Annotated in this window: 27 protein-coding genes; 9 read left to right on the forward strand and 18 right to left on the reverse strand. The window is 65.9% G+C overall.

The features are described 5' to 3' along the window. Positions 1-20 precede the first annotated feature (20 nt). A complete protein-coding gene (locus ACFWPX_RS02650; RefSeq protein ID WP_378925310.1) occupies positions 21-236 on the reverse strand; it encodes a hypothetical protein in 216 nt (71 codons plus the stop codon). 312 nt (positions 237-548) lie between these two features. Between ACFWPX_RS02650 and ACFWPX_RS02655 the strand changes: the two genes are divergently transcribed. Beyond that, positions 549-1,871 carry a helix-turn-helix domain-containing protein gene (locus ACFWPX_RS02655; protein ID WP_378925313.1) on the forward strand — a complete coding sequence of 441 codons (1,323 nt, stop codon included), beginning with the start codon at positions 549-551 and terminating at the stop codon, positions 1,869-1,871. On the opposite strand, the gene ACFWPX_RS02660 is transcribed toward ACFWPX_RS02655, so the two are convergent. Both ACFWPX_RS02660 and ACFWPX_RS02665 read right to left on the reverse strand, forming a co-directional pair. After that, on the reverse strand, positions 1,858-2,583 hold the full coding sequence (locus tag ACFWPX_RS02660; RefSeq protein ID WP_378925315.1) for an HAD family hydrolase: 726 nt from the start codon (positions 2,581-2,583) through the stop codon (positions 1,858-1,860). The genes ACFWPX_RS02655 and ACFWPX_RS02660 overlap by 14 nt on opposite strands. A 291-nt stretch (positions 2,584-2,874) precedes the next feature. Then, on the reverse strand, positions 2,875-3,090 hold the full coding sequence (locus tag ACFWPX_RS02665) for a hypothetical protein (protein ID WP_378925317.1): 216 nt from the start codon (positions 3,088-3,090) through the stop codon (positions 2,875-2,877). A 568-nt stretch (positions 3,091-3,658) separates the two neighbouring features. Here ACFWPX_RS02665 and ACFWPX_RS02670 point away from each other — a divergent pair. After that, complete coding sequence (locus tag ACFWPX_RS02670) at positions 3,659-3,970, forward strand: hypothetical protein (protein ID WP_378925319.1); 312 nt, start codon at positions 3,659-3,661, stop codon at positions 3,968-3,970. Positions 3,971-4,187: 217 nt separating this feature from the next. Then, positions 4,188-4,709 carry a hypothetical protein gene (locus ACFWPX_RS02675; protein ID WP_378925321.1) on the forward strand — a complete coding sequence of 174 codons (522 nt, stop codon included), beginning with the start codon at positions 4,188-4,190 and terminating at the stop codon, positions 4,707-4,709. Between the two features lie 204 nt (positions 4,710-4,913). Here ACFWPX_RS02675 and ACFWPX_RS02680 read toward each other — a convergent pair whose 3' ends face one another. Next, on the reverse strand, positions 4,914-5,462 hold the full coding sequence (locus ACFWPX_RS02680; protein ID WP_378925323.1) for a GNAT family N-acetyltransferase: 549 nt from the start codon (positions 5,460-5,462) through the stop codon (positions 4,914-4,916). Further along, on the reverse strand, positions 5,459-6,037 hold the full coding sequence (locus tag ACFWPX_RS02685; protein ID WP_378925325.1) for a CGNR zinc finger domain-containing protein: 579 nt from the start codon (positions 6,035-6,037) through the stop codon (positions 5,459-5,461). The genes ACFWPX_RS02680 and ACFWPX_RS02685 overlap by 4 nt, the downstream gene beginning before the upstream one ends. 82 nt (positions 6,038-6,119) lie before the next feature. Between ACFWPX_RS02685 and ACFWPX_RS02690 the strand changes: the two genes are divergently transcribed. Then, complete coding sequence (locus ACFWPX_RS02690) at positions 6,120-6,689, forward strand: GNAT family N-acetyltransferase (RefSeq protein ID WP_378925327.1); 570 nt, start codon at positions 6,120-6,122, stop codon at positions 6,687-6,689. A 50-nt stretch (positions 6,690-6,739) separates the two neighbouring features. Here ACFWPX_RS02690 and ACFWPX_RS02695 read toward each other — a convergent pair whose 3' ends face one another. Beyond that, a complete protein-coding gene (locus ACFWPX_RS02695; protein ID WP_378914091.1) occupies positions 6,740-7,120 on the reverse strand; it encodes a MerR family transcriptional regulator in 381 nt (126 codons plus the stop codon). Between the two features lie 199 nt (positions 7,121-7,319). Between ACFWPX_RS02695 and ACFWPX_RS02700 the strand changes: the two genes are divergently transcribed. Continuing rightward, positions 7,320-8,240 carry an alpha/beta hydrolase family protein gene (locus ACFWPX_RS02700; RefSeq protein ID WP_378925329.1) on the forward strand — a complete coding sequence of 307 codons (921 nt, stop codon included), beginning with the start codon at positions 7,320-7,322 and terminating at the stop codon, positions 8,238-8,240. A gap of 23 nt (positions 8,241-8,263) precedes the next feature. Here the strand turns inward: ACFWPX_RS02700 and modA are convergent, their stop codons facing one another. The 8 genes from modA to mgtA form a co-directional block, all read right to left on the reverse strand. Continuing rightward, entirely contained in the window at positions 8,264-9,043 is a 780-nt protein-coding gene (modA, locus tag ACFWPX_RS02705) for a molybdate ABC transporter substrate-binding protein (RefSeq protein WP_378925331.1), read from the reverse strand. Positions 9,044-9,323: 280 nt separating this feature from the next. Beyond that, entirely contained in the window at positions 9,324-9,749 is a 426-nt protein-coding gene (locus ACFWPX_RS02710) for a hypothetical protein (RefSeq protein ID WP_378925334.1), read from the reverse strand. Positions 9,750-10,011: 262 nt separating this feature from the next. Then, on the reverse strand, positions 10,012-10,221 hold the full coding sequence (locus ACFWPX_RS02715) for a molybdopterin-binding protein (RefSeq protein ID WP_378914095.1): 210 nt from the start codon (positions 10,219-10,221) through the stop codon (positions 10,012-10,014). A gap of 36 nt (positions 10,222-10,257) precedes the next feature. Continuing rightward, a complete protein-coding gene (locus ACFWPX_RS02720) occupies positions 10,258-10,482 on the reverse strand; it encodes a hypothetical protein (RefSeq protein WP_378925336.1) in 225 nt (74 codons plus the stop codon). Positions 10,483-10,621: 139 nt separating this feature from the next. Continuing rightward, entirely contained in the window at positions 10,622-11,671 is a 1,050-nt protein-coding gene (locus tag ACFWPX_RS02725; protein WP_378925338.1) for an ABC transporter ATP-binding protein, read from the reverse strand. Further along, positions 11,668-12,480 carry a molybdate ABC transporter permease subunit gene (gene modB, locus ACFWPX_RS02730; RefSeq protein ID WP_378914100.1) on the reverse strand — a complete coding sequence of 271 codons (813 nt, stop codon included), beginning with the start codon at positions 12,478-12,480 and terminating at the stop codon, positions 11,668-11,670. The genes ACFWPX_RS02725 and modB overlap by 4 nt, the downstream gene beginning before the upstream one ends. A 61-nt stretch (positions 12,481-12,541) precedes the next feature. Continuing rightward, positions 12,542-12,940: a molybdopterin-binding protein gene (locus tag ACFWPX_RS02735; protein WP_378925341.1), complete on the reverse strand. Its 399-nt coding sequence runs from the start codon at positions 12,938-12,940 to the stop codon at positions 12,542-12,544. A gap of 51 nt (positions 12,941-12,991) precedes the next feature. Next, on the reverse strand, positions 12,992-15,568 hold the full coding sequence (gene mgtA, locus ACFWPX_RS02740; RefSeq protein ID WP_378925343.1) for a magnesium-translocating P-type ATPase: 2,577 nt from the start codon (positions 15,566-15,568) through the stop codon (positions 12,992-12,994). A 220-nt stretch (positions 15,569-15,788) separates the two neighbouring features. Between mgtA and ACFWPX_RS02745 the strand changes: the two genes are divergently transcribed. The 4 genes from ACFWPX_RS02745 to corA are packed head-to-tail and all read left to right on the forward strand — an operon-like array spanning position 15,789 to position 18,288. Then, positions 15,789-16,145 (forward strand): ArsR/SmtB family transcription factor, encoded by a 357-nt coding sequence (locus tag ACFWPX_RS02745; protein ID WP_378925345.1) that lies wholly within the window; start codon positions 15,789-15,791, stop codon positions 16,143-16,145. Then, positions 16,129-16,641, forward strand: coding sequence for a DUF3558 family protein (locus ACFWPX_RS02750; RefSeq protein WP_378925347.1), 513 nt, complete (start codon positions 16,129-16,131; stop codon positions 16,639-16,641). Before ACFWPX_RS02745 ends, ACFWPX_RS02750 begins: the two co-directional genes overlap by 17 nt. Continuing rightward, positions 16,641-17,159, forward strand: a complete 519-nt coding sequence (locus tag ACFWPX_RS02755) for a DUF3558 family protein (RefSeq protein ID WP_378925349.1) — start codon at positions 16,641-16,643, stop codon at positions 17,157-17,159. The genes ACFWPX_RS02750 and ACFWPX_RS02755 overlap by 1 nt, the downstream gene beginning before the upstream one ends. Beyond that, positions 17,152-18,288, forward strand: a complete 1,137-nt coding sequence (gene corA, locus ACFWPX_RS02760; protein ID WP_378925357.1) for a magnesium/cobalt transporter CorA — start codon at positions 17,152-17,154, stop codon at positions 18,286-18,288. The genes ACFWPX_RS02755 and corA overlap by 8 nt, the downstream gene beginning before the upstream one ends. A gap of 32 nt (positions 18,289-18,320) precedes the next feature. Here corA and ACFWPX_RS02765 read toward each other — a convergent pair whose 3' ends face one another. The 4 genes from ACFWPX_RS02765 to ACFWPX_RS02780 all read right to left on the reverse strand — a co-directional run bounded on the left by ACFWPX_RS02765 (position 18,321) and on the right by ACFWPX_RS02780 (position 20,275). Continuing rightward, positions 18,321-18,395, reverse strand: a complete 75-nt coding sequence (locus ACFWPX_RS02765; RefSeq protein ID WP_378926115.1) for a 50S ribosomal protein bL37 — start codon at positions 18,393-18,395, stop codon at positions 18,321-18,323. Continuing rightward, complete coding sequence (locus tag ACFWPX_RS02770; protein ID WP_378925359.1) at positions 18,395-19,033, reverse strand: SDR family NAD(P)-dependent oxidoreductase; 639 nt, start codon at positions 19,031-19,033, stop codon at positions 18,395-18,397. The genes ACFWPX_RS02765 and ACFWPX_RS02770 overlap by 1 nt, the downstream gene beginning before the upstream one ends. A gap of 161 nt (positions 19,034-19,194) precedes the next feature. Continuing rightward, positions 19,195-19,326, reverse strand: coding sequence for a hypothetical protein (locus tag ACFWPX_RS02775; protein WP_378925361.1), 132 nt, complete (start codon positions 19,324-19,326; stop codon positions 19,195-19,197). Between the two features lie 235 nt (positions 19,327-19,561). Further along, positions 19,562-20,275: an MgtC/SapB family protein gene (locus tag ACFWPX_RS02780; RefSeq protein ID WP_378925363.1), complete on the reverse strand. Its 714-nt coding sequence runs from the start codon at positions 20,273-20,275 to the stop codon at positions 19,562-19,564. Positions 20,276-20,381 lie beyond the last annotated feature (106 nt).

Consider the following 20,381-nt stretch of genomic DNA (forward strand, 5'->3'; position numbering starts at 1 on the left):
CGTGACAGGGGTGAGGTAGCTCATCGCGCGCTCTGCCTTTCGGGGCGATGCTGCCCCGCCGTAATCTGCCACTCGGCCTGCCTGTTCTGGAAGGCATCGCCGTTGCGGCGCAACACATGCAGGGCGCGCACCACACGCCACGGCGGTACATCCAGATTGCGAGCGATCGTGTCAGCGGTGAGCAGTCCGCCGGGTTTGAGGATGGCGAGGACGTCGGTGTCCAGCGTGGTCGTCATCGGGCCACGTCGGTTGACTCGGTGATCTGGCGGGGATTGCTCGGCGACGGCAGCCTCGCCTTTCCGGTCCTCGGTCGGTCTCATGGGAGTCTCATCACTGGGGCGCGCTGATGCCGCGTCCGCTGTGGGAACGCCGCGTCGGACAGTAGTTGCCATCGTTGGGTCTCCGCTCGATCCGGGCCGGGTCGTCCCGTTACCCACATCTAGGAAACGGGCTACCTACACTGGTCGGAAAGGTGGCAAATAGTGGGGCAAGCGATTTGCCATACCTGTGCGGTAGGCCCGAACCGACCCGCAAGTGGAGGGGCACTCATGACAGATCCGACGACCGAACCCGAGCGGACGCCGGGCGACATCGCGAACCACCTTGCGCGGGAAATCAAACGCCGACGCCTTGATGCGGGCTTCAGCCAGCGCGGACTGGCCGCCGCGACCGGCTACACACGTCAGTACGTCTCGATGACGGAATGGGAAGACGCCAATCTGCCGTCTCGAGAACTGATCGCCGCGATTGACACCGCAGTCGACGCGAAAGGTGACCTAGTTGCCATCCGTGCCGAAGCGAAAGACACGAGACACCTATCCCGTCAACGTTCGAATCCGGTGGTGGCCGAGCCGCATACCGGATCGGCCGGATTGCCCGTCCTCGTTTCTACCGAGTTGGGATCGGACCGAGCGCTCGATTCCGGTTCGGCCACATCACTGATGCGATCACGCGCTGCATCGGAGAGGTCCATCGGCAGCTTCGCGGCAGTCACCGACCTATTGGCCGGCCAGCGTCAAAGCATCGCCCCTGATGCTCTCATCGGACCGATCGAAGCTCATCGAGACGCGGTGGCCGCCCTGTTCCGCGCTGCGACCGACGATCGCAGCAAGCAGCGCGCGGGGGCACTTCTAGGCGAAACATCGGTTGTGGCAAGCCGGGTGTGGAGCGCCATTGGTGACAGGTCGATGGCACTCACACATTGCGCATTCGCCCGAAAGCTCGCAGACCAGTTGCAAGACAAGACGATGGGTGGGATCGCGCGCATATTCGAGAGCAACCTGCGGTCCGATGCTGCAACGTTGATCAGCTCGGATGGCGATGTGGTTGTCGGGCTTCGGATCCTGAAGGAGGCCGCCAACGTCTCCGATTTTCTTCCACCCGCCGCGCGAGCGCGGATCGGCGCTGAGCAGGCGCAGGCCTATGCGGTGCTGGAACTGAGGGAGGAATGCGAGGAGGCGCTGGTTCGTGCCCAGCGTGCTGCCGAGGACATCGATGAGAACGATCGTGCGGGGTTGTTCAGCGACTGGAACACCACCCGCATTCAGGTCTATATCGGCACGTGCCAGCTCCTCCTCGGCCAACCGAAGCGCGCGATTGCGGCGCTCGCCGAAGCGTTGAACACGCCCCAAGGGGACAGCCCCAACGTCGATCTCGCCGCGCGGGTAGACCTCGCCAGCGCCTACGCGCTGTCCGGCGAACTGGAAGAGGGCTGCCGAATTCTCGGCGATACCTACATCGCGCTGGCGACCATGGGCAATCATCGCGGACTCGAACGCGCGCAAAGGGCTATCGAACGGATGGCGCCTTGGCACGATGAGCGGCCCGTCCTCGCGATGCGTGAACGGGTCGACAGCATCAACGGCTACTGATCGAGCCTATGGTCGCGCGGATCGCCTGCAAGACCGTGTCCGGCTCCAGCCGGTCGACAATCGCATCGGGTGAATGCTCTGACAGCTCTTCGGATGTCAGTCTGTGCGCTACGGCGACAACACCGAATCCCGCGTGGCGAGCGGTCGCGATGTCGTTCGGTGCGTCGCCGATGATGACTGTTCGTGTCGGGTCGAGCGGGTACCCGAACCTTGCTCGGAATCGGTCGGCAACGAAGGCGGGCAAGTCGAACCTGTCGCGCGCATCCGAGCCGAAAGCGCCGATATCCAGGTCGAGGTGTGAGTCAAGGCCCGCAACCGCAAGTTTGAATTCGGCTGAGACCCGCAGGTTTCCGGTGAGCGCGGTCTGGACGTACCCGTGTTCCGCCAAGGCTGTGATGGTGCGAGCAGCACCGGAATACGCGGGCTGGTCACGGGCAAGTTCGGCCTCACCGTGCGACATGACCTCCATCAGGACGGCGGGGTAGCGGCTGAATCCTTCTTCTGCCGCCTCTTCCGTGACCCCGGAGGCGATCGCGGTGTCGACGACGATCGATTCATCGGTGTAGCCGTGCACGCGCGAAGCGGGGAAGACGACGTCGGACTCCTCGAGGTGGTATGTGCCGGCCACGGCCCGCCGGAGCCAGCGCAAGTCCGCGGGGATCAGTGTTCCGTCGACATCCCAGACAACGAGTCCCGCCTGTGTCTCACCCATGCTGACGGATTCTTGCAGACCGTGTTATCTCCCGCAGTGCGCACTCAATCGCCGCGGGTGCTCGTTACCGGTCCCAGGCGGGTGCCGACGGGCGGACTGGCCAGGGCCTACCGGCTGATTCCGTGACCTGCGTAGCAACCTCAATGGGTGTAGACGTCGCCAACCACCTCGTACGCGTTGATCCCGATGTCTCAGCCTGCGGTGAGATCAGAGGGGGTACCGACACTCGCCCAACGTAAACCCGCTCACCGGCACCGTGCGGCAACCGCGATGACCCTCCGTAACCGCTATTCACGTGATTGAATCCATGGCGGACAAGCTGCCCAGATCTACTGTTGTGTTGGGCTCGAACGGAGAAATTGGATGCAACCGGTCAGTCCGGAGCAGCGACAGCAGATGCTCGGTATGGCAGTCAATGCCGAGGTCTCTCACGGCGCCCAGATCCTCCAGATGGATCAGTCGTCTGCCCAGCTCGTCAAGGCAGCGCCGGTCAATCACGTCCTGCACCTGTTACTTACCGCGTCAACGTGTGGCATCTGGGCGATTGCATGGCTCCTGATATCGGCGTCTGCCCGACCTCGGCGGTTCCGGCTGGCCGTCGATGAATTCGGGATCGTTCAACGATCAGAGATGTCCTCGTGGGAGCCCCATGATGGCATCTGGTGGCGCAATCAGGAGCCGCACGACGGCCGATGGAGGCGTGACTAACCGGAGGCTGCATAAGTCCCATCCCGGATGCTGCAGCGAATCCTCGACGAACTTCCCGCGGAATCGGTGAAACAACGATCGGTTTATCTTGCCGATACTGCGACTGCGTGTGTGTTGGAGAAGATGCCCGAGCAAGCCTTGTTGCTTCCTCGAGGACGCGTTGGACGGGATCGGCGAACACTGGGCCCGCAACGACTTCGGACCGAATCAAGGTGGTCCGGCAACACCTATGTAAGTGGTACTCGATGCCCGAGGCGCGGGCATTGGATGAGCCCTTGCACGACTGGCAAACTGACGTCCCTGCTGGACGACCGTCTGCGACCGTTCCGAACCGAACGAGCTACGCCTGCATGACAGGATGTTCACGATGGGCACGAAGGACTTCCACGACAACACAACGCTTCCAACTGGCTGGACGCTCAGCGATGTGCGGCGTCGCGCCAGAGATGACGTGGCGCTGTCGCTGGACCCGAGCACCCCGGTATATCTGGCCCCATACGGGCCTGACGAGAGCGCCCCTTTGAACGTCGACATCATCCTGGACTTCTCTGGCCTGTATCTCGCACGCTGCATAGATGACAGCGAGTGGTACATGGGCCAACGTGCAGCCCCAGAAGAACCGATCCTCTGCTGGTCAAGTTATGGCGAGGACCTGGGTACGGCGATCGACAACCTCTAACGCTGCGGCCGGCCGGTACCGGGTGGGACGGTTCCGATAGTTCTCGCACTTCGGTCTACCACGCTCGACCCGACAGATGCGGACGTTCGCGACCGCGATCAGCGGCAGTATCGTGCGTTTCGCATCAGGTAGCAAGCCCTCAAGGATAACTGCTCGACGCCATTGGCCCTCCAGGTGTCGAATCCGAGAATGGGCCTGGCGCACAAAGGAGCCCGGATTGTCGAACGTCGACTTCTTCAGCCCTCCACAGGCCAAAGCGCTGGCACTGAGCGGTGAACCGGACGAAGCTGCCGCCGTCACAACCAAGGCGGTCACCGTAGGGCTCGAGACCCGGCCGGAGCGAACGATAAGGTCGTGGTGGACGTCTTGCGGTCGCTTTCCCGTGGGATCACCGGCCGGGCGTGCGGCAGCTCCGCGAAGCTGTGGAAGTGTCCGGCTGACTTGTCAGCCAGTCCGCGACGATCCGGATCACTTCAGCCTGGAACTCCTGGCTTTTCGGGTTGAGGTATCGCGGATCGTCGTGGACAGCGAATCCATGTTGAGATCCGTCGATTTCGACCAGCTCAACGGGCGCGGTGAACTGGGCGACGGCGGCGCGGGACCCTTCGATCGGGACCAATGTGTCGGCATTGCCGTGCACGATGAGTGTGTCCGCTTCGATCTCGCCGAGGACTTCGTTCGACTTGAGCCAGAAGACTTCGTTGAGAAGTGGCTGGCATGGTGGCCGGTACGGCGATGATCACCGACACCGTGCCGTTGACGTCGCACCAAAACCCAAGGTGCGGTATATGTTTCCATCGAGATCGCCAGGCAGGAAGCCCCTGCCGCCGCTATCGACGCGGCGCTGTGGGCACCGACGACCCTGCCACGGCGCTCGCCACGGTCAGCAGGCAGTCGCGATTGTCCTGGGCCAGCTGACCGGTGGCGCATCGTAGGCCGAGAGTCACGGCACTGATATCGGTGGGCGGTCGAGCCGGTAGATGTAGTGCGCCCGGTCGTGGGCGGGGTTGTCCGGCTCCATCTCGCCTTCGGCGATGCGATGCATTCCCGCCTTCTCCAGCACTCGCCACGAGGCGAGGTTGGCCGCCGAGACGGCCACGATGATCGCCGGTGTGTCCGGATAGTCGGTCCAGGTCGCTTCGATCGTGTGTCGAATCATCCGCGAGCCGATTCCCACGCCGATGTCGTGCGGATCGCCGATGAGATAGTCGATGGTGACGGCTGCTCCGGGGAGCCCGGTATGCGCTGCCAGCTCGGCAGCGTATTCGGGGTAGTCGTCGAGGCATGAGCGCTGCATCAGGCCGACGGCGCGTCCGTCGAGATACATGAGCAGGGCCTCGCCGGGTTCCTCGCCGGTGGCACTCGGGCCGAAATCGCGGGCGACGCCCTCGGAGGAACTGTCGTGATGCCACCACTCGGCCACGTGCGGTTCGGCCAACCACTTCGACAAGAGCGGGAAATCGGCCTCTGTGATGCGACGCCAGCTGATCATCGAGTGGCCTCCGTGGGGTGATGGCGGCGGTAGTACCGAGCCTGGCGGTCCCGATGCCCGCACGAGGGATGGCACCAGCGCCGCCGCGAGTGGTTCTTGACGAAGAGCATCGTGCAATCCGGGGCGGGGCACGGTCGCACCGTGACGGTGTCCGACCCGGCGATCAACTCGACACACTCCGTCGCGATCCGGGCGAGGATCTCATCGACTCCTGTCGTCGCGAACTGCCGGTGCGTCGTCGGGCGTTCCCCTGCAGACCATGTCAGAACAGGGAAACTGGGTGCTCTACCGGAGAATTCGTTGACGATCTCGACCGCACCGGCCTGTGGCATCCGCCCGTCGGCCACCGCGTAGAGAAGCTCCCGCACAGCATCACGCAACGCTCGGACCTGTTGGTCGACAGGCGGCGGCAGCGGCGCCCCAGCATCCGATCCGACCATCTCCGCGAACCACAGGGCGATCAGCTCTGGCGTCTGGAAGTAGTCGGTCCGTGCAGCACCGGAGCCGTAGATCGTGTTCGCGAACTCCACCGACAGCGGCTCTGTACCCAGGATCGGAAACTCGGGAATCTCCACAATGCTGACGTTAGCACCTCTCTCCAACCGTCAGCATGGCGAAATGGAGTCGTACCCTTCTTGCGGGGCGGACAATGCGGGAATGCCCGAGTTGATGTCGACAGTGGTCGATCCCGACACGTTCACCATCGACCAGCCCACACTCACCGCTGCCGACGGCCTGACGTTGCGCCCTTGGACCGCAGCCGACGCACCCACCGTCTATGAAGCATTCCAAGACCCCGCGATCCGCCATTGGCACGTTCGGACCGCCGAGTCCGTCGAGCAGGTTCACGAATGGATCCTGCGGTGGCGCGCGGCCTGGTCCACCGGCAACGGCCAGTGGGCGGTCGACAGCGACGGAGAAGTCGCCGGACGCATCGGGCTGAGGCGGTCGGACCTCACCGAGGGTGTCACCGAGCTCGCCTACTGGACCCTGCCTGCCCGGCGGGGGCGCTCTATCGCGCCTCGCGCCGCAAATATGTTGACCCGCTGGGCTTTCCACGACATCGGATTCGACCGGATCGAGCTCACCCACTCGGTCCACAATCCGTCATCGTGCCGGGTCGCGGCCAAATGCGGATTCCCGTTCGAGGGCACACTGCGCGGAGCCGGCCGCCACAGCGACGGCCGCCACGACATGCACCTGCACGCCCGACTCCGCACCGACTGACAGCGGATCAGCCAGTCGAGCCCATGGACACCACCAGGCCGGATCCACGGCTATGCGTGGGTATCCCGGCTGCACAACTCACCGGTGTTCACGTTGGCCGAGACAGCGGCAATCACCGAATCCAGGCGTAGTTGAGTGCGGGCCAATTCGGCTATGTTCTGCCGCAGGTGATCGCGCTCCACACCCAGACGGTCGAGGAGCGCTGGGGTGGCTCGGCCGTCCACGAGGTGTGGGGTGAGCTCGCCGATGGTTCGGCTGGACAGCCCCGCCGCATACAATCGCTGGATCAGAAGTACCTGGTCAACAGCAGTTTCGGGGAAGTGACGCTGGCCGCTGGGGCTCCGTTCGGCCTGGAGCAGGTTCTGCTGTTCGTAATACCGCAGGGCGCGGGCAGACACTCCGGTCCGGCGAGCGAGTTCTCCGATACGCATTCGAACCTTCGAGTGATCCGTGCCGCAACTACTTGCCCTTGACACCTACGTCAGGTTTTAGCGTAGTCGATGCGCCCCTCATCCAGGCAAGTCCTCACAGTAGGGCCACCGCGCGCCCAACCCCTCGAGCCTCAACCCGTCACGAGGCGCACAGAATCACGCCCGAAAGGTGTACTCCCGCATGTTCACTCACCCCACAATGGGTCCTATTGACCCCACCCCGACACCGGTCGTCACAGTCAAACCACTGACATTGCCCTCACCCGGCCGCGGCGAGGACCTGCAGGTACGAATCTCCGCACCAGTCACCGGCGCGGATCTGCCCATCATCCTGTTCGCTCACGGATTCGGCTCGAGCCTCGACAGTTACGCGCCGCTGGTCGATCACTGGAGCTCCCATGGCTTCGTCGTGGTCCAAGCCACGCACCTGGACTCGACGCGGATCACCCTCGCTGAGAACGACCCACGCAAGCGACAACTGTGGCGCTACCGCGTGCAGGACATGAAACGAATTCTCGACGACCTCGGTGCGCTGGAAGCAGCAGTGCCCGGGTTGCGAGGCCGGGTCGACCACGACCGGATCGTCGCAGCAGGGCATTCCTTCGGCGGGCAGACCGCGGGAATCCTGGTGGGGTTGCGCGTCACCGATCCACAGACCGGCAGTGCAGAGGACCTGTCCGACCCTCGAATCATGGCCAGTATCCAGCTGGCCACCGCAGGACACGGCGGTGCCGAACTCACACCCTTCGCTCACGAGCACCTGCCCTGGCTCCGCGCACAGGACTTCTCCCGCATCACCGCCCCCGGTCTAGTGGTCGCCGGCGACGACGACAACCTCCCCCTGTCCACCCGCGGACCCGCGTGGACAACCGATCCCTACACACTGAGCCGAGGGAACAAGAGCCTGCTCACCGTCTTCGGCGGCCAGCACTTCCTCGGTGGCATCTCCGGTGAGCATGTCACCGAGACCACCGACGAGAGCCCCGACCGGGTCGCGCTCGTCCAACAGGTCACCCTCGCCTACCTGCGCCACGTCACCGGCATCGACCACAGCGACTGGACCACAGCTCAGCCCCTGCTCGGCGCACCCCACCCGCTGGGACGGCTGGAATCCAAATAGCGCAATGCCGCAGGGCTATGTGGCTACGGCTTGTCGAATCCGGCCTCGGTGAAGACCGCACGCGCCTTGTCCGAGCCGATGAACTCGACGAAAGCCGCGGCGGCCGCGGAGTTCGGGGCCTTGGTCAGCGGTGCCAGCGGGTAGTCGTTGACAGCCTTGGCCGATTCCGGGAAGTCGATGCCATCGACTTTCGCACCGGCGGCATGCACATCGGTCCGGTAGACCAGGGCAGCATCTACCTCGCCCAAGGTCACCTTCGTCAACACGGCCTTCACATCGGATTCACGTGTATCGGGCTGCGGGGTCACCCCGGCAACCTCGAACACTGTCTTCGCCGCGGCACCACAGGGCACCTGCTCAGCGCACAGTGCGATCTTCGGCTCGGTCTTGCCGAAGTCCGCCAGACCGGTGATGTGGCCCGGATTCCCGGCGGGCACCGCGATCTCGAGACGGTTGCGCACGAACGTCACCGGTTTCGCCGTGATCTCCCCGGCGTCGACGACCTGTTGCATGTTCTTGGGTGCCGCCGAAGCGAACACATCCGCGGGCGCGCCCTGCTTGATCTGTTCGGCCAGCGCCGAGCTGGCGCCGAAGTTGTAGACCACCTTCACTCCGGGATGCGCTGCCTCGAACTGCTTACCCAGTTCGGTGAACGTCTCGGTCAGCGAGGCAGCGGCGAAAACGGTGACGGTCCCGGTGACCTTGTCCGCCGATGCGGGTTCGGTCGTGGTGTCGTTTCCGCAGCCGACCGTGGCCAGCGCCACGGTGGCGGCCATCGCAACGCCACAGACCATGCGAGTCATCTTCAACTTCATCAACTTTCAGCGGTTCCGGTTACAACAGGGGGGTCTGGCCCGTCTCGGTCGGGCTGCACCCGATCCGGCCGGGCGACGGTCGCAGATTCAGCACGGCAGGCAGTCGCTGTTTCTGGGTGGTCACATCGGATCCGCCCGCCGGTTACAGTCCACTCTCCGCAGATGCGGTGATCCTTGTGAGATCACATCTGGGATGCGGCATAACAACGCTGATCGTACTTCAACTGCGAACATTGTCACCTCGGTTCCAGTCCGCTGCCTGGACGGGCTATTGGGGTAGCAGGATCAACTCGGCCAGCGCGTGAGGCTCGCTCGCGGGGGACACGAGAGCCAGGGCAGTGGCGTCGAGCAGATCGGAGAGCCGGGGTGACGCGGCGACGGCGGTGGAGTGCCACAGCGGTCCGTCGACCTGCTTCACCGGCACCACGTCGGTCGTGCTGTGGTGCGAGCGGAGCTCTGCCGGCCTGCCCAGCATCGGCCGTCTCCGAGCGCGCTCGGTCAGCGCGTCGACCAGGAGTCGTCCGGTGATCATCAACGCCACCACAGCGTCGAACGCGTCCTCGGGGAGCGCGAGGAGGACTCGGCCGTCGGCGAGGACGGTCAGGAGCTGCCGGCCGCCCAGCTGCATGTTCACACCATCGACGACGACGGTGGCGCCCGATCCGTCGAGTAGCTCGCGAAGCCGCACTCGCACCGATCACGATCACGATCGGTGCATCGGCTGTCGCTGCCAGTGTGGCCCACGCGTCTTCGGCACTGTTCACCCGGCCGATGCTGTGACAACGAATGCCGCAGGCGCACAGGTAATCCGCGATGCACGGTTCCAAGATATGAGGACCGGCGAGCCGCGAGGCGTCGCGGTCGTGCGGTCGAATGGCGAATCCGACCGTCGGCACAAACGCCTCCGGTACGAGGCTGCCGACGGTCGGTGGCGGCGAGTGCTGTTGTGGCCCTGACTATTCGACGCCGAGGGTGACTTCGGTCGATTTGATGAGGACTTTCACCGCCGACCCTTCGGCCAGGGCGAGGTCGTCGACGGCGTCGCGGGTGATCGAGGAGGTGACCTCGTCGCCGCCGTTGAGCCGGATGCGGACCACAGCCATGGCCTCTCCGCGGGTGACCGAGATGACCGTGCCGTCGAGTTGGTTTCGTGTGCTCAGTCGCATGGAGAACAGCGTAGATCTCGTGCGCCGCGGATCGGCTCAGCACACGTCGCGGACATAACCATCGCGGGCCGCCGCGTCGACGAAGGGTTCGGCGGTCTGGGCCTGCAGCGGCCGCGCCAATGTCGCATCGACGGCGTCGTCGAGTAGTCGAGTCGTGGGTGCGATCGGCTGTAGTCCGCGACGGACCGCCGCCGGAAGGTCTGCAACCGAGATTCGCAGGACACATTCCGGTACCGGGTCCGCGGTGAACTTCTTCCGCATGTGCGGATCTGCTCGAGTCCCAGCGGCAGCGCCGGCCATCCCGTGTTGCTTCCCGATACCGAGGAATCCGTTGTTCCCGGACCGTATTCACCGTCACCACAGCCTATGTCCTGGCTACCGAAGCTCCTTGCGGTGTCGATCACGCAGGATAGGTGTGGATTTCAGTCGCTTTCACCGATGCCCACAACTGCGCGCCGCTGTGCAGTCGCAAGTCCGCGACAGTGGCAGGGGTGACCTCGGCCAAGACCGACGGGGCACCCTCGAGCCGGACACGGGTCGTGTGCGCGTGCTGCTCGAGGCCGGTGACGGTGACCTGCCAGGTGTTTCGCGGACTGCCGATGGGACGGTCCGGATACAGGCTCACCGCGGTGGGAGCGAACGACACATGGACCGGACCTTGCGCGGGTTCGGCGATGGTGAAGCCCGCGCCGTCGCCGAGATCGACCGTGGTGCCCGCGGCCGTGCCCTGATAGAGGTTGAGTCCGACCAGGTTCGCGACGTAATCGGTGCGTGGGCGCCGGGCGACCTCGCTCGGTGCGCCCTCTTGGACGATGGCGCCGTTCTCGATGATGATCAGCCGATCGGCCAGGATCATCGCGTCGAAGGGATCGTGGGTGACCAGCACAGTGTGCCCGGGGTAGTCGCCGAGATGATGCGCCAGTTCGGAGCGGACCTGCAGCCGGGTACCCGCGTCGAGTGCGGCCAGTGGCTCATCGAGCAACAGCAGGGCCGGATCGGTCACCAGCGCACGCGCCAGCGCGACTCGCTGCGCTTGACCGCCCGACAGCGCACGGGGTTTCGCGTGGACGTGCCTGTCGAGCCCGACTCGTTCGAGCCACGCGGTGGCCTTGGTCCTGGCCGTGCTGCGGTGCTGTCCGCGAGCACGTAGTCCGAAGGCGACGTTGTCCTGGGCGCTCATGTGCGCGAACAGGAGATAGTCCTGGAACACGACTCCCACTTCACGTCGTTCCGCCGGGACGAACCGGTCCGGCGGTGCGTCCCAGACGTGGTCGTCGAGAACGATCCGCCCTGCGTTCAACGGTGTAAGTCCTGCCAGCGCCCGCAGCGCGGTGGTCTTACCCGCGCCGTTGGGTCCAAGGAGGGCGACGACCTCACCCGGTGCGACCTCGAAAGCGATGTCGAGCGCGAAAGACTCACGGATGACGCGGATTTCGGCGTTCAGGGTCACAGCGTTCCCCGCGTCCACCGGTCGCGCAGTGCGACGAGCACAGCCACCGATACCGCCAGCAGCACGACACTGAGCACGATCGCGTCCTCGGGGTCGGTTTCCAGGGCGAGATACACCGCCAGCGGCATCGTCGTGGTCGTGCCGGGGAAGCTACCGGCGAAGGTGATCGTCGCGCCGAACTCACCGAGCGCGCGGGCCCAGCACAGTACGGCGCCCGCGACGACGCCGGGCATCACCGAGGGCAACGTCACCCTACGAAAGGTCAGCCATCGCGACGCGCCGAGCGTGGCCGCGGCTTCCTCGTAACGTGGATCAGCGCCGCGCAGCGCGCCTTCGACCGAGATCACCAGGAACGGCATGGCGACGAATGCCTCGGCCACGATCACCCCGGCGGTGGTGAACGGCAAGGAGAAACCGGTCCATTCATAGAGGTACTGGCCGACCAAGCCGCGTCGGCCCAGTACCAGCAGCAGCGCCACGCCGCCGACCACCGGCGGCAGCACGAGCGGCACCGTGACCAGCGCACGGACGAACCTGAGCCCGGGCACATCACCCCGAGCGAGCAGCCACGCCAGTGGGATGCCGAGTACCAGGCACACCAGCGTCGCCGACGTGGCACAGATCAGCGACAGCCGCAGCGCCTGGCCGACCTCGGCACTGACCAACCGTTCCGGCAAGGTCCGCCACGGTGTGCGCAGCAGCATGCCGATCAGCGGCAGGGTCAGAAAGACCAGACCGCACACGGCGGGCACCATGAGGATCAGCGGCCGCCGACCTCGGGCCGACCGCCGTCGTGCGACCTGGGTCACCGGTTGTCGAATCCGGCCTCGGCGAAGACCGCGCGCGCTGTACGAATCACGTTCGACCTCGTCAGCTTTCCGGGACTTCGACGACAACATGGGTCGACTTGACCGAGGCCACCGCGATACTGCCGACCTCGAGACCGAGCTCGTCGACGGAATCGCGACTCATCAGCGACACCAGCAGAAACGGCCCGGCCTGCATCTCGACCTGGGCCATCACGGTGTCCTTCACGATCCGCGTGACGATCCCGCGCATGCGGTTGCGCGCGGAGGACGCGACGGTGGTTCCCGGCTCTGGGGCCTCCGCGTTGTTCAGCAGGAACTCGGCCAGCTCGCGGCCTTCTATTCCCTTGCGACCGCTGTCGAGCTGGATCGCCGTGAGTCGACCCTGTTCGATATACCGGCGCACCGTGTCATCACTGACACCCATCAAGGCAGCTACTTCACTGATCCGCAGATTCGACACGAAGCACAGCATATTCGGAGCACATGCGGGATGCGAGCGCGGACAGCCCCGTCACCGACGGGCCGCTTGCGGCCAGAATCGCAGCACCGCGTAGGTGATGGCGAGATAGCTGACGAGGACGCCTGCCAGCCAAGGGAAGTAGGCCGTCGGCAAGGCGGTCAGGCCGATCCAATGGATGGCCGGAAGGAACGGAAGTATCAGCGCCGCGCACGAGGCGAGTCCGACCGCGGCCAGCAGGAGCCGGGTCGGTGCCGGGGTGGTTCGACCGGGTCGGGCGCGCAGTACCAGGACGACGAGGACCTGCGACAACGTCGCCTCGACGAACCATCCTGTCTGGAACAGCGCACTCTCGGCGGGGGTATCGGCCCCGAGGATCCACCACAGCATCGCGAAGGTCGCCAGGTCGAACGCCGAGCTGATCAGTCCGAAGGTGATGGCGAATGCGGTCAGACTGCGGGGCCGCCACCGCCCCGGCCGCGCGAGCGACGCACGGTCGACAGTGTCGAACGGCAGTGTGAGCTGGGTTGTTTCGTAGAGCAGGTTCTGCACCATCAATTGCACGGGCAGCATCGGCAGGAACGGCAGCAGCACCGACGCGGCGACGACGCTGATCGCGTTGCCCAGGTTCGACGCGGTGGTGATGGTGACGAACTTGGCGCTGTTGGCCAGTGTGCGCCTGCCTTGGACGACCGCGTCGGCGACCGCGGTGAGATCGTTGTCGAGCAAGATCAGATCCGCCGCGCCGCGAGCGGTCGCGGCGGCGGTGCCCATGCAGATGCCGACGTCGGCGACGCGCAGCGCGGCGGTGTCGTTGACGCCGTCACCGACCAGCCCGACGGTGTGCCCGTCGCCGCGCAGCGCGGTCACAATGCGGGTCTTGGTGTGCGGATCGACCCGGGCGAAGAGAGTGGACGCGCGGGCGAGGTCGGCGAGTTGGCGGTCGGTGAGTTCGTCTACCTCAGCGCCGAGGACGACTCGGTCGACCGGCATTCCAGCGCGTCGGCAGACGTGGCGGGCCACGGCGGGCGAGTCGCCGGTGACGACGGTGACGGCGAGTCCCGCCTCGCGCCAACGGTGTATCGCAGGTTCGGCGGAGGGGCGAACCGGATCGACGAACCCGACGAACCCGACGAGCGTGAAGCCGCTGTCGTGATCGAGCGACGGCGCTGGGAATCGTTGGTCAGGAACGGTTTTCGCGGCCACCGCAAGGATCCGCACGCCGTCGTCGTGGTAGTTCGCGACGAGCAGTTCCGCAGCGCGGCGCGCAGTGCCGGTCATCGGCCGCACGCAACCGCCGGTCTGGGTGTGGTCGCACAACTCGATCACCGCCTGCGGGTCGCCCTTGGTGATCAGCAGATACTCGTCGCCGCGTTCGCGCACCATGACGGTGGAGCGGCGCTGCTCGGGATCGAACGGGGTGTCGTCGATCGCGGTGAACCGTGCCAGGGTCAGCATCTCGTCGGTGTCGTCGAGGCGCTCGGTCAGGGCGGTGTCGAGCTGGTTGTGGGGTGAGCTCTGGTAGGCGGCGGCCAGGTAGGCGTAGGTGTCGACGAGGTCGTCGGGTCGCCCGTCGAGGTCGACGGCGAAAGCGTAGGCGACGCGGTCCTCGGTGAGCGTGCCGGTCTTGTCGATACACAGCACGTCGACCGCGCCGAGATCGCCGAGAGATTCCGGTCGTTTGACCACGACATTGCGGTGGCTCAGCGCGACAGCACCACGCAGGAAGGTCGCGGCCACCACGACCGGGAGCAGTTCGGGTGTCAGGCCGACCGCGACCGAGATCGCGAACAGCATCGCCCGGGTCCAGTCGCCGCTGATGCCGCCGCTGATCACCAGGACGATCGGCACGAGCGCGGCCATGAACCGCACCAGAGTCCAACTGACCGAGCGCACTCCGGCATCGATACTGCTGACCGGGCGGGCCATGGTGATCGAGCTGCCTGCCCCGGCGAAGGCCGTCGACGAACCGGTGGCGACGACGACACCGACCGCGGATCCGCTGACCACGCCGGTTCCCGCGAAACACAGGTCAGGGCGGTCCAATGCGGAGGCAACCATGCCGCCTGCGGTGTCGGCGTTCTTACCGACCGGCAGCGACTCACCCGAGAGCACCGACTGGTCGACGCGCAGCCTCTTGGTCCTCAGCAGCCGCACGTCGGCCCCGACCACGTCACCGGCGTCGAGTTCGACGACATCGCCGGGCACGAGATCTTCGACCGGCACCTCCCGTCGCCGGGGCACCGCATCCGCGCTCACACGTCGCCGCACCGTCGCGGTGTGCAGGTCGAGTTCGTGCAGTGCCGCCATGGCCCGGTCGGCGCGGATGAGTTGCCACCAGCGCACACCCGCGCACACCGCGACCATGGTCAGGCAGGTGATCGCACCGCGCAGATCACCGACCGCGACCAGGATCACCGACAAAACGGCGAGCAGCACGACGAAGGGACTTCCCGCGGCCGATCGCGCTCGCTGCCACCAACTCACGGCGGGCACCGCCTCGACGCGGTTCTCGCCGTGGGTGTGCAGTCGGTTCGCGGCCTCGTCTTCGGTCAGACCGCGCGTGGAGGTGCCGAGCGCGACGAGTTCCTCGAACACCGATCGGGTCGGACCGGTCGTGAGCACCTTCACGATCTGATTCTGCAGTCGTCACGTGTCATGTCTTATATGGCCTGTCGCTCGAGGTTCGGCGGCTGCCGCTTGTTGTCGAGCTTCTTCGCCACCGAAATCATGCGGGGGCACCGGGACGCCGAGGGCGACCGATGCAATAGAAGCCGCGATCCACTGGAAAGTCAATCACTTGCGCAAGTGTTGAAGGGCATGCGATCCTGCCTGCGATGTGGAGAACGACGTGACCCCCCAGCGCGATACCGGCGACGCCGCGCTCTCCGAGCAGCAACTCCATGACCTCGCGGCGACCTTCGGCATGCTCGCGGCGACCTCGCGCCTGCAGATCGTCTGGTTGCTCACCCACGGCGAACGCGACGTCGGCACGCTGGCCACCGAGATCGGCCAATCCGTCGCCGTGGTCAGCCAGCACCTGGCCAAACTCAAACTCGCCGGGCTGGTGAACGCACGCAAAGAGGGACGCCGCCAGGTGTATCTGCTCGCCGACCCCGGTGTCGCCGCCATCGTCGGGTTCGCGGCCGCGACGATGCTCGACGTTCCCGAACAGACGCAGCGCAGGACCGATGACCGCACCGCATAGTCCTACCGTCGCGCGCCGCGCCGCGTCCGCGCTCGCAGCCGTCGCCGCGGTATCGGTCCTGGTCGGCTGCGCGCAAACCGTGTCGGCGCCGGCATCGCCCACCGCGTCCTCGACCGGCTCGGCAGATTCGCAGGCGCAGTTCGTCGGACTGTGCGGCACACGCGCCGACTCCGAGATCACCGCCGCCACAGGGGCACCCGACCTGACGCGCACTATGTCCGACCCCCTGACCTGCCGCTGGGAGAACACCGAGACAACGGTCACTTTCCGATGGCTTCGTGGCAGCGGTCTGGCCGACTACCGCCACGAAGTCGCCGGGACTCGCGCCGATACCGAGGTCGCCGACAAGCCGGGCTTCCGCTGGTTCGACCCCACCGGGTGCGAGATCGCCGTCGGCACCGGCGCTTCGGACTTCGTCGCCTGGAAGGTCGAGCACTCCCCTACTGACCCGTGCGCGGCTGCCGTACAGCTGGCCGCCGCCACCCTAGGAGGGTGATGTCGATGCGAACTCCCGCCTCCCGCACCGCGGCCGCGCTGCCGCTCACCCTCGTCGTCGCCGGTTGCTCGGCGGCGGAACCGAGTGGGCCGCCGCAACGGGCCGAGGACAGCACCTTGGCCGGATGCGGTCCACTGACCCTCGAAAGGATCGAGGAGGCGACCGGTCTCACCGGTCTGCGCCCGGTCGGCGCACCGACGATCTGCACCTGGACGACCACCACCGACGACAGCGGCACCGCCGATGTCACCTACGGCTGGCTGGCGAAGAACTCACTGATGTTCGACCGCGAAACCGCTGTCGCTCTCGGCTACCGAACCGACGCACTGGTCACCGAGAGTTTCGGCGGCTTCTACTGGCGTCACCCGCAGTCACCGGGCTCGTGCGGGGTGTCGGCCGCAGACTCCGGCACCGTCACCTGGTGGGTACACCACCGCGGACCCGGACCCGGACCCCATCCCGACCCCTGCCCCACCGCGTGGCAGCTGATCTTCGAAACGGTCAAACTTGATGGCTGACAAGACAACTCCCACTCCGACCGCGCCGACCGACGCTGTCCAGCGTCGCAGTCTCGGGGCGGTGGTCTCGAATTCGCCGTTCCTGTACCGCAGCAAACGCAGTGCCGTCGCGGTGCCGAAACCGGTCGTACCGACGGCCCGAGCGATCGTCGACTGCGCCGCCTACGTCGACGGAAAACGGTTATCCGGACGATTCACGCCCACCTCAGCGCTGGCCGAGATCCGTTCGCGTGGTGCGGGTTTCGTGTGGGTCGGGCTGTTCGAACCCGACGAGCACCAGATCGGCGAGATCGCCGCGACCTTCGGCCTGCACCAGCTCGCGGCCGAGGACGCCGTCAACGGCCGACAGCGCCCGAAGTTCGAACGCTACGACGACACCCTCGTCACCGTGATGCGCACGGTCGCCTACGTCGAGCACGACATGCACATCGTCAGCGAGATCGTGCAAACCGGCGAGATCATGATCTTCACCGGCCCCGACTTCGTCGTCGCGGTCCGCCACGGCAGGCACACCGGCCTCGCCCACGTGCGGCACCGGCTCGAAGCCGACCCCGACCGGCTCGCCCTCGGCCCCGGCGCGGTCCTGCACGCGATCACCGACCACGTCGTCGACTCCTACATCGAAGTCACCGAGGCCGTCGAAAACGATGTCGAGTCCATGGAAGAAGAACTGTTCACCCCGCGCACCACCATCCCGATCGAAGCGATCTACCAGCTCAAACGCGAAGTCGTGGAACTTCGACGCGCGGTGTGCCCGTTGGCGGGCCCGCTGCAAACCCTCACCGCCCCACAGACACCGCTGCCCAAGGAAGTCCGCCGATACCTGCGTGACGTCGCCGATCACCACATCGGCGTCGCCGAACGCATCAACGACTTCGACGAAACACTGACCACCCTGGTCAGTGCCGCGGTAGCCAAGATCGCTGTTCAGCAGAACACCGACATGCGCAAGATCTCGGCGATCGTCGCGATCCTCGCCGTGCCGACCATGATCGCCGGGATCTACGGCATGAACTTCGACCACATGCCCGAGCTGAAACAGGTCTGGGGCTACCCTGCGGTCCTGGCTACCATGGTCGTCATCTGCACCACACTGGTCGTGGTGTTCCGCCGCATCCGCTGGTTGTAACCGCATCGCGTGGGGAACCGGGACCTTCCGAACTACGCTCCCGGGCGTTTGCCGTGGTTGGCCTTGTTCTTGCGGCGTGCACGCTTCTTCGAGGCGCGTTCGGACATCAGGCCGACACCAGAAGCTCGTTGGACCAGGAAGCCAGCCGCGCACGTGCTCGCGAATTCCGTACCAGCCCTGCGGGATCGGTGAGGTCGGTGCCGATGTAGTAGCCACCGTCGACGACCGCGGTCTGGGGTGCGCACAGCGTGGCGATCACTGCGGCCGGTTCGTCGAGTGGCTCGTCGGCGCATGAGCGCAGCTGCGGCATGTCGATCTCGAACTCGCCCGGGTGCACGCTGAGCGCGGTGAGGCCACCGGGGCCGGTTTCGGCGAGCGAGCGGGTGAACATGGTCAGCGCGAGCTTGGACTGCGCGTAGACCGCGGTCGGCGTGTAGTGGCCCCGCTTGCGGTCCAGATCCGAGTAGTCGATATTGCCGCCGGCGTGCATCTTCGAGGTCACGTTGACCACACGGCCGCGGGCAGCGGCGAGTGCGTCGGCCAATGCCATCGTGAGACGCTGTGGCGCAAGGTAGTTGACTTGGAAGGTCAGCTCGAATCCGTCTTCGGTGCGCGTCCTGCCCGGCGCGCCCGCCATGGCGGCGGCGTTGACCAGAGCATCGAGTGCGCAGAGTTCGGTGCGGAGTCGGGCGGCGAGTGCGTCGACCTCATCCAGCCGATGGAAATCGGCGGTGACCAGTCGCACCGTGCGCGGGTCGAATAGACGTGCGCGACCGCCGACGGCGGAATACGCACACGCACAGTGGATTCGGTCACCGCCAGGAGAACGGCGGGGAGACGTTGCTTACCGAGTGGAGGGGAATCGGCGGAATTCGACGAAGTGCCGCGCTGAGCGCGCGGCGGCCCTCACGCCTTCGGACTCGGCGGTTCGTCCTCGCTGCCGAAGCCGACAAGCTCCAGCGCGGAAGGCAGATGGTGACCGACCGGCACAGCGCAGCGCATGCGCGGGGCGCCCGGATTCGCGGTCATGTCAGCCATCCAACCTGTCCCCGGCGTGGTCGATCAAGATCCAGCCGATCGGATTGACGATTCCCTAGCGCCCTGTCGCGAACGCGGTTCCCACGGCCGACGGCAACACCGACGCAGCGGTCGTCCACGGCGCGTGCCGGTCAGGGTGTCCGGCGTCGGTACGACCGCGCCCGCCGAACCCCTATCAGCACAACTCAGCTCCGCAGTTCCGGTTCGACGTGCCTTCTCGTGACAGACTCGGTCGTCACTGCGCCTGCGGTTCGGTGATCTCGGCGGTATGCCAGCTGACGCTGGTCACGGAGGGCTCGAGGCTCAACCGGCTGACCGCGGCCTCCATCTGCCGGTCGTCGCGATCGTCGCCGATCAACTCGGCAAGCACTTCGACCCGGCTCGGCACGCCGGTGTTGGCGCTGGCGATCGAGGTCAGCCGGAAATCGGTCCGCGTGAGCGCCTGCACCAGCAACGCCCGCACATGCGCCTCGTTGTCGTCGTCGGTCAACGCGCGGAATACGTACCGCACCGACTGCTCGGCACCGGAATCCGGCGCCCGGTCTACCGCGCGACCAGCCGCTCGCAAGGCGACGTTCACAGCGATGATCGCGACGGTGCCCGCGGCGGCAGTGGAGTACATCCCCGCACCGGCCAACGCCCCGACCGCAGCCGCGCACCACAACGTGGCCGCGGTGTTCAGGCCGCGAACACTGACCCCGTCACGGATGATCACACCCGCACCGAGGAACCCGATCCCGGACACGATCTGCGCGGCGACCCGCGTCGGATCAGCGGTTCCTCCCTCGAATCCATTGGCGGACAACAGAACGAACAATGCGGCACCGGCCGCGACGAGCGCGTTGGTCCGCAGACCGGCCATGCGCGCCCGGTACTGGCGTTCGATACCGATCAGCGCGCCCAGGCCGACACCGGCCCCCAAACGCAACAACATTTCCCAAGTGGACATGGGCAACAACCTTCGAAAGTTCGAATGGTGACCCTGCGCACAACAAACTAGGCGAGAACGACCCCGCCCGAGCCGACGCCACGATGGTCACCGCGTGAAATGTGAA

The sequence above is a fragment of the Nocardia sp. NPDC058518 genome, from assembly GCF_042719655.1.
In the GTDB taxonomy this organism is placed as follows: domain Bacteria; phylum Actinomycetota; class Actinomycetes; order Mycobacteriales; family Mycobacteriaceae; genus Nocardia.

Bases quoted from the DNA above. Each gene is read 5' to 3' on its own strand.
- ACFWPX_RS02650 (WP_378925310.1), bottom strand. From the start codon at position 236: ATGACGACCACGCTGGACACCGACGTCCTCGCCATCCTCAAACCCGGC.
- ACFWPX_RS02655 (WP_378925313.1), top strand. From the start codon at position 549: ATGACAGATCCGACGACCGAACCCGAGCGGACGCCGGGCGACATCGCG.
- ACFWPX_RS02660 (WP_378925315.1), bottom strand. From the start codon at position 2,583: ATGGGTGAGACACAGGCGGGACTCGTTGTCTGGGATGTCGACGGAACA.
- ACFWPX_RS02670 (WP_378925319.1), top strand. From the start codon at position 3,659: ATGGGCACGAAGGACTTCCACGACAACACAACGCTTCCAACTGGCTGG.
- ACFWPX_RS02680 (WP_378925323.1), bottom strand. From the start codon at position 5,462: ATGATCAGCTGGCGTCGCATCACAGAGGCCGATTTCCCGCTCTTGTCG.
- ACFWPX_RS02690 (WP_378925327.1), top strand. From the start codon at position 6,120: ATGCCCGAGTTGATGTCGACAGTGGTCGATCCCGACACGTTCACCATC.
- ACFWPX_RS02695 (WP_378914091.1), bottom strand. From the start codon at position 7,120: ATGCGTATCGGAGAACTCGCTCGCCGGACCGGAGTGTCTGCCCGCGCC.
- ACFWPX_RS02700 (WP_378925329.1), top strand. From the start codon at position 7,320: ATGGGTCCTATTGACCCCACCCCGACACCGGTCGTCACAGTCAAACCA.
- modA (WP_378925331.1), bottom strand. From the start codon at position 9,043: ATGACTCGCATGGTCTGTGGCGTTGCGATGGCCGCCACCGTGGCGCTG.
- ACFWPX_RS02715 (WP_378914095.1), bottom strand. From the start codon at position 10,221: ATGCGACTGAGCACACGAAACCAACTCGACGGCACGGTCATCTCGGTC.
- ACFWPX_RS02720 (WP_378925336.1), bottom strand. From the start codon at position 10,482: ATGCGGAAGAAGTTCACCGCGGACCCGGTACCGGAATGTGTCCTGCGA.
- ACFWPX_RS02750 (WP_378925347.1), top strand. From the start codon at position 16,129: ATGACCGCACCGCATAGTCCTACCGTCGCGCGCCGCGCCGCGTCCGCG.
- ACFWPX_RS02755 (WP_378925349.1), top strand. From the start codon at position 16,641: ATGTCGATGCGAACTCCCGCCTCCCGCACCGCGGCCGCGCTGCCGCTC.
- corA (WP_378925357.1), top strand. From the start codon at position 17,152: ATGGCTGACAAGACAACTCCCACTCCGACCGCGCCGACCGACGCTGTC.
- ACFWPX_RS02775 (WP_378925361.1), bottom strand. From the start codon at position 19,326: ATGGCTGACATGACCGCGAATCCGGGCGCCCCGCGCATGCGCTGCGCT.
- ACFWPX_RS02780 (WP_378925363.1), bottom strand. From the start codon at position 20,275: ATGTCCACTTGGGAAATGTTGTTGCGTTTGGGGGCCGGTGTCGGCCTG.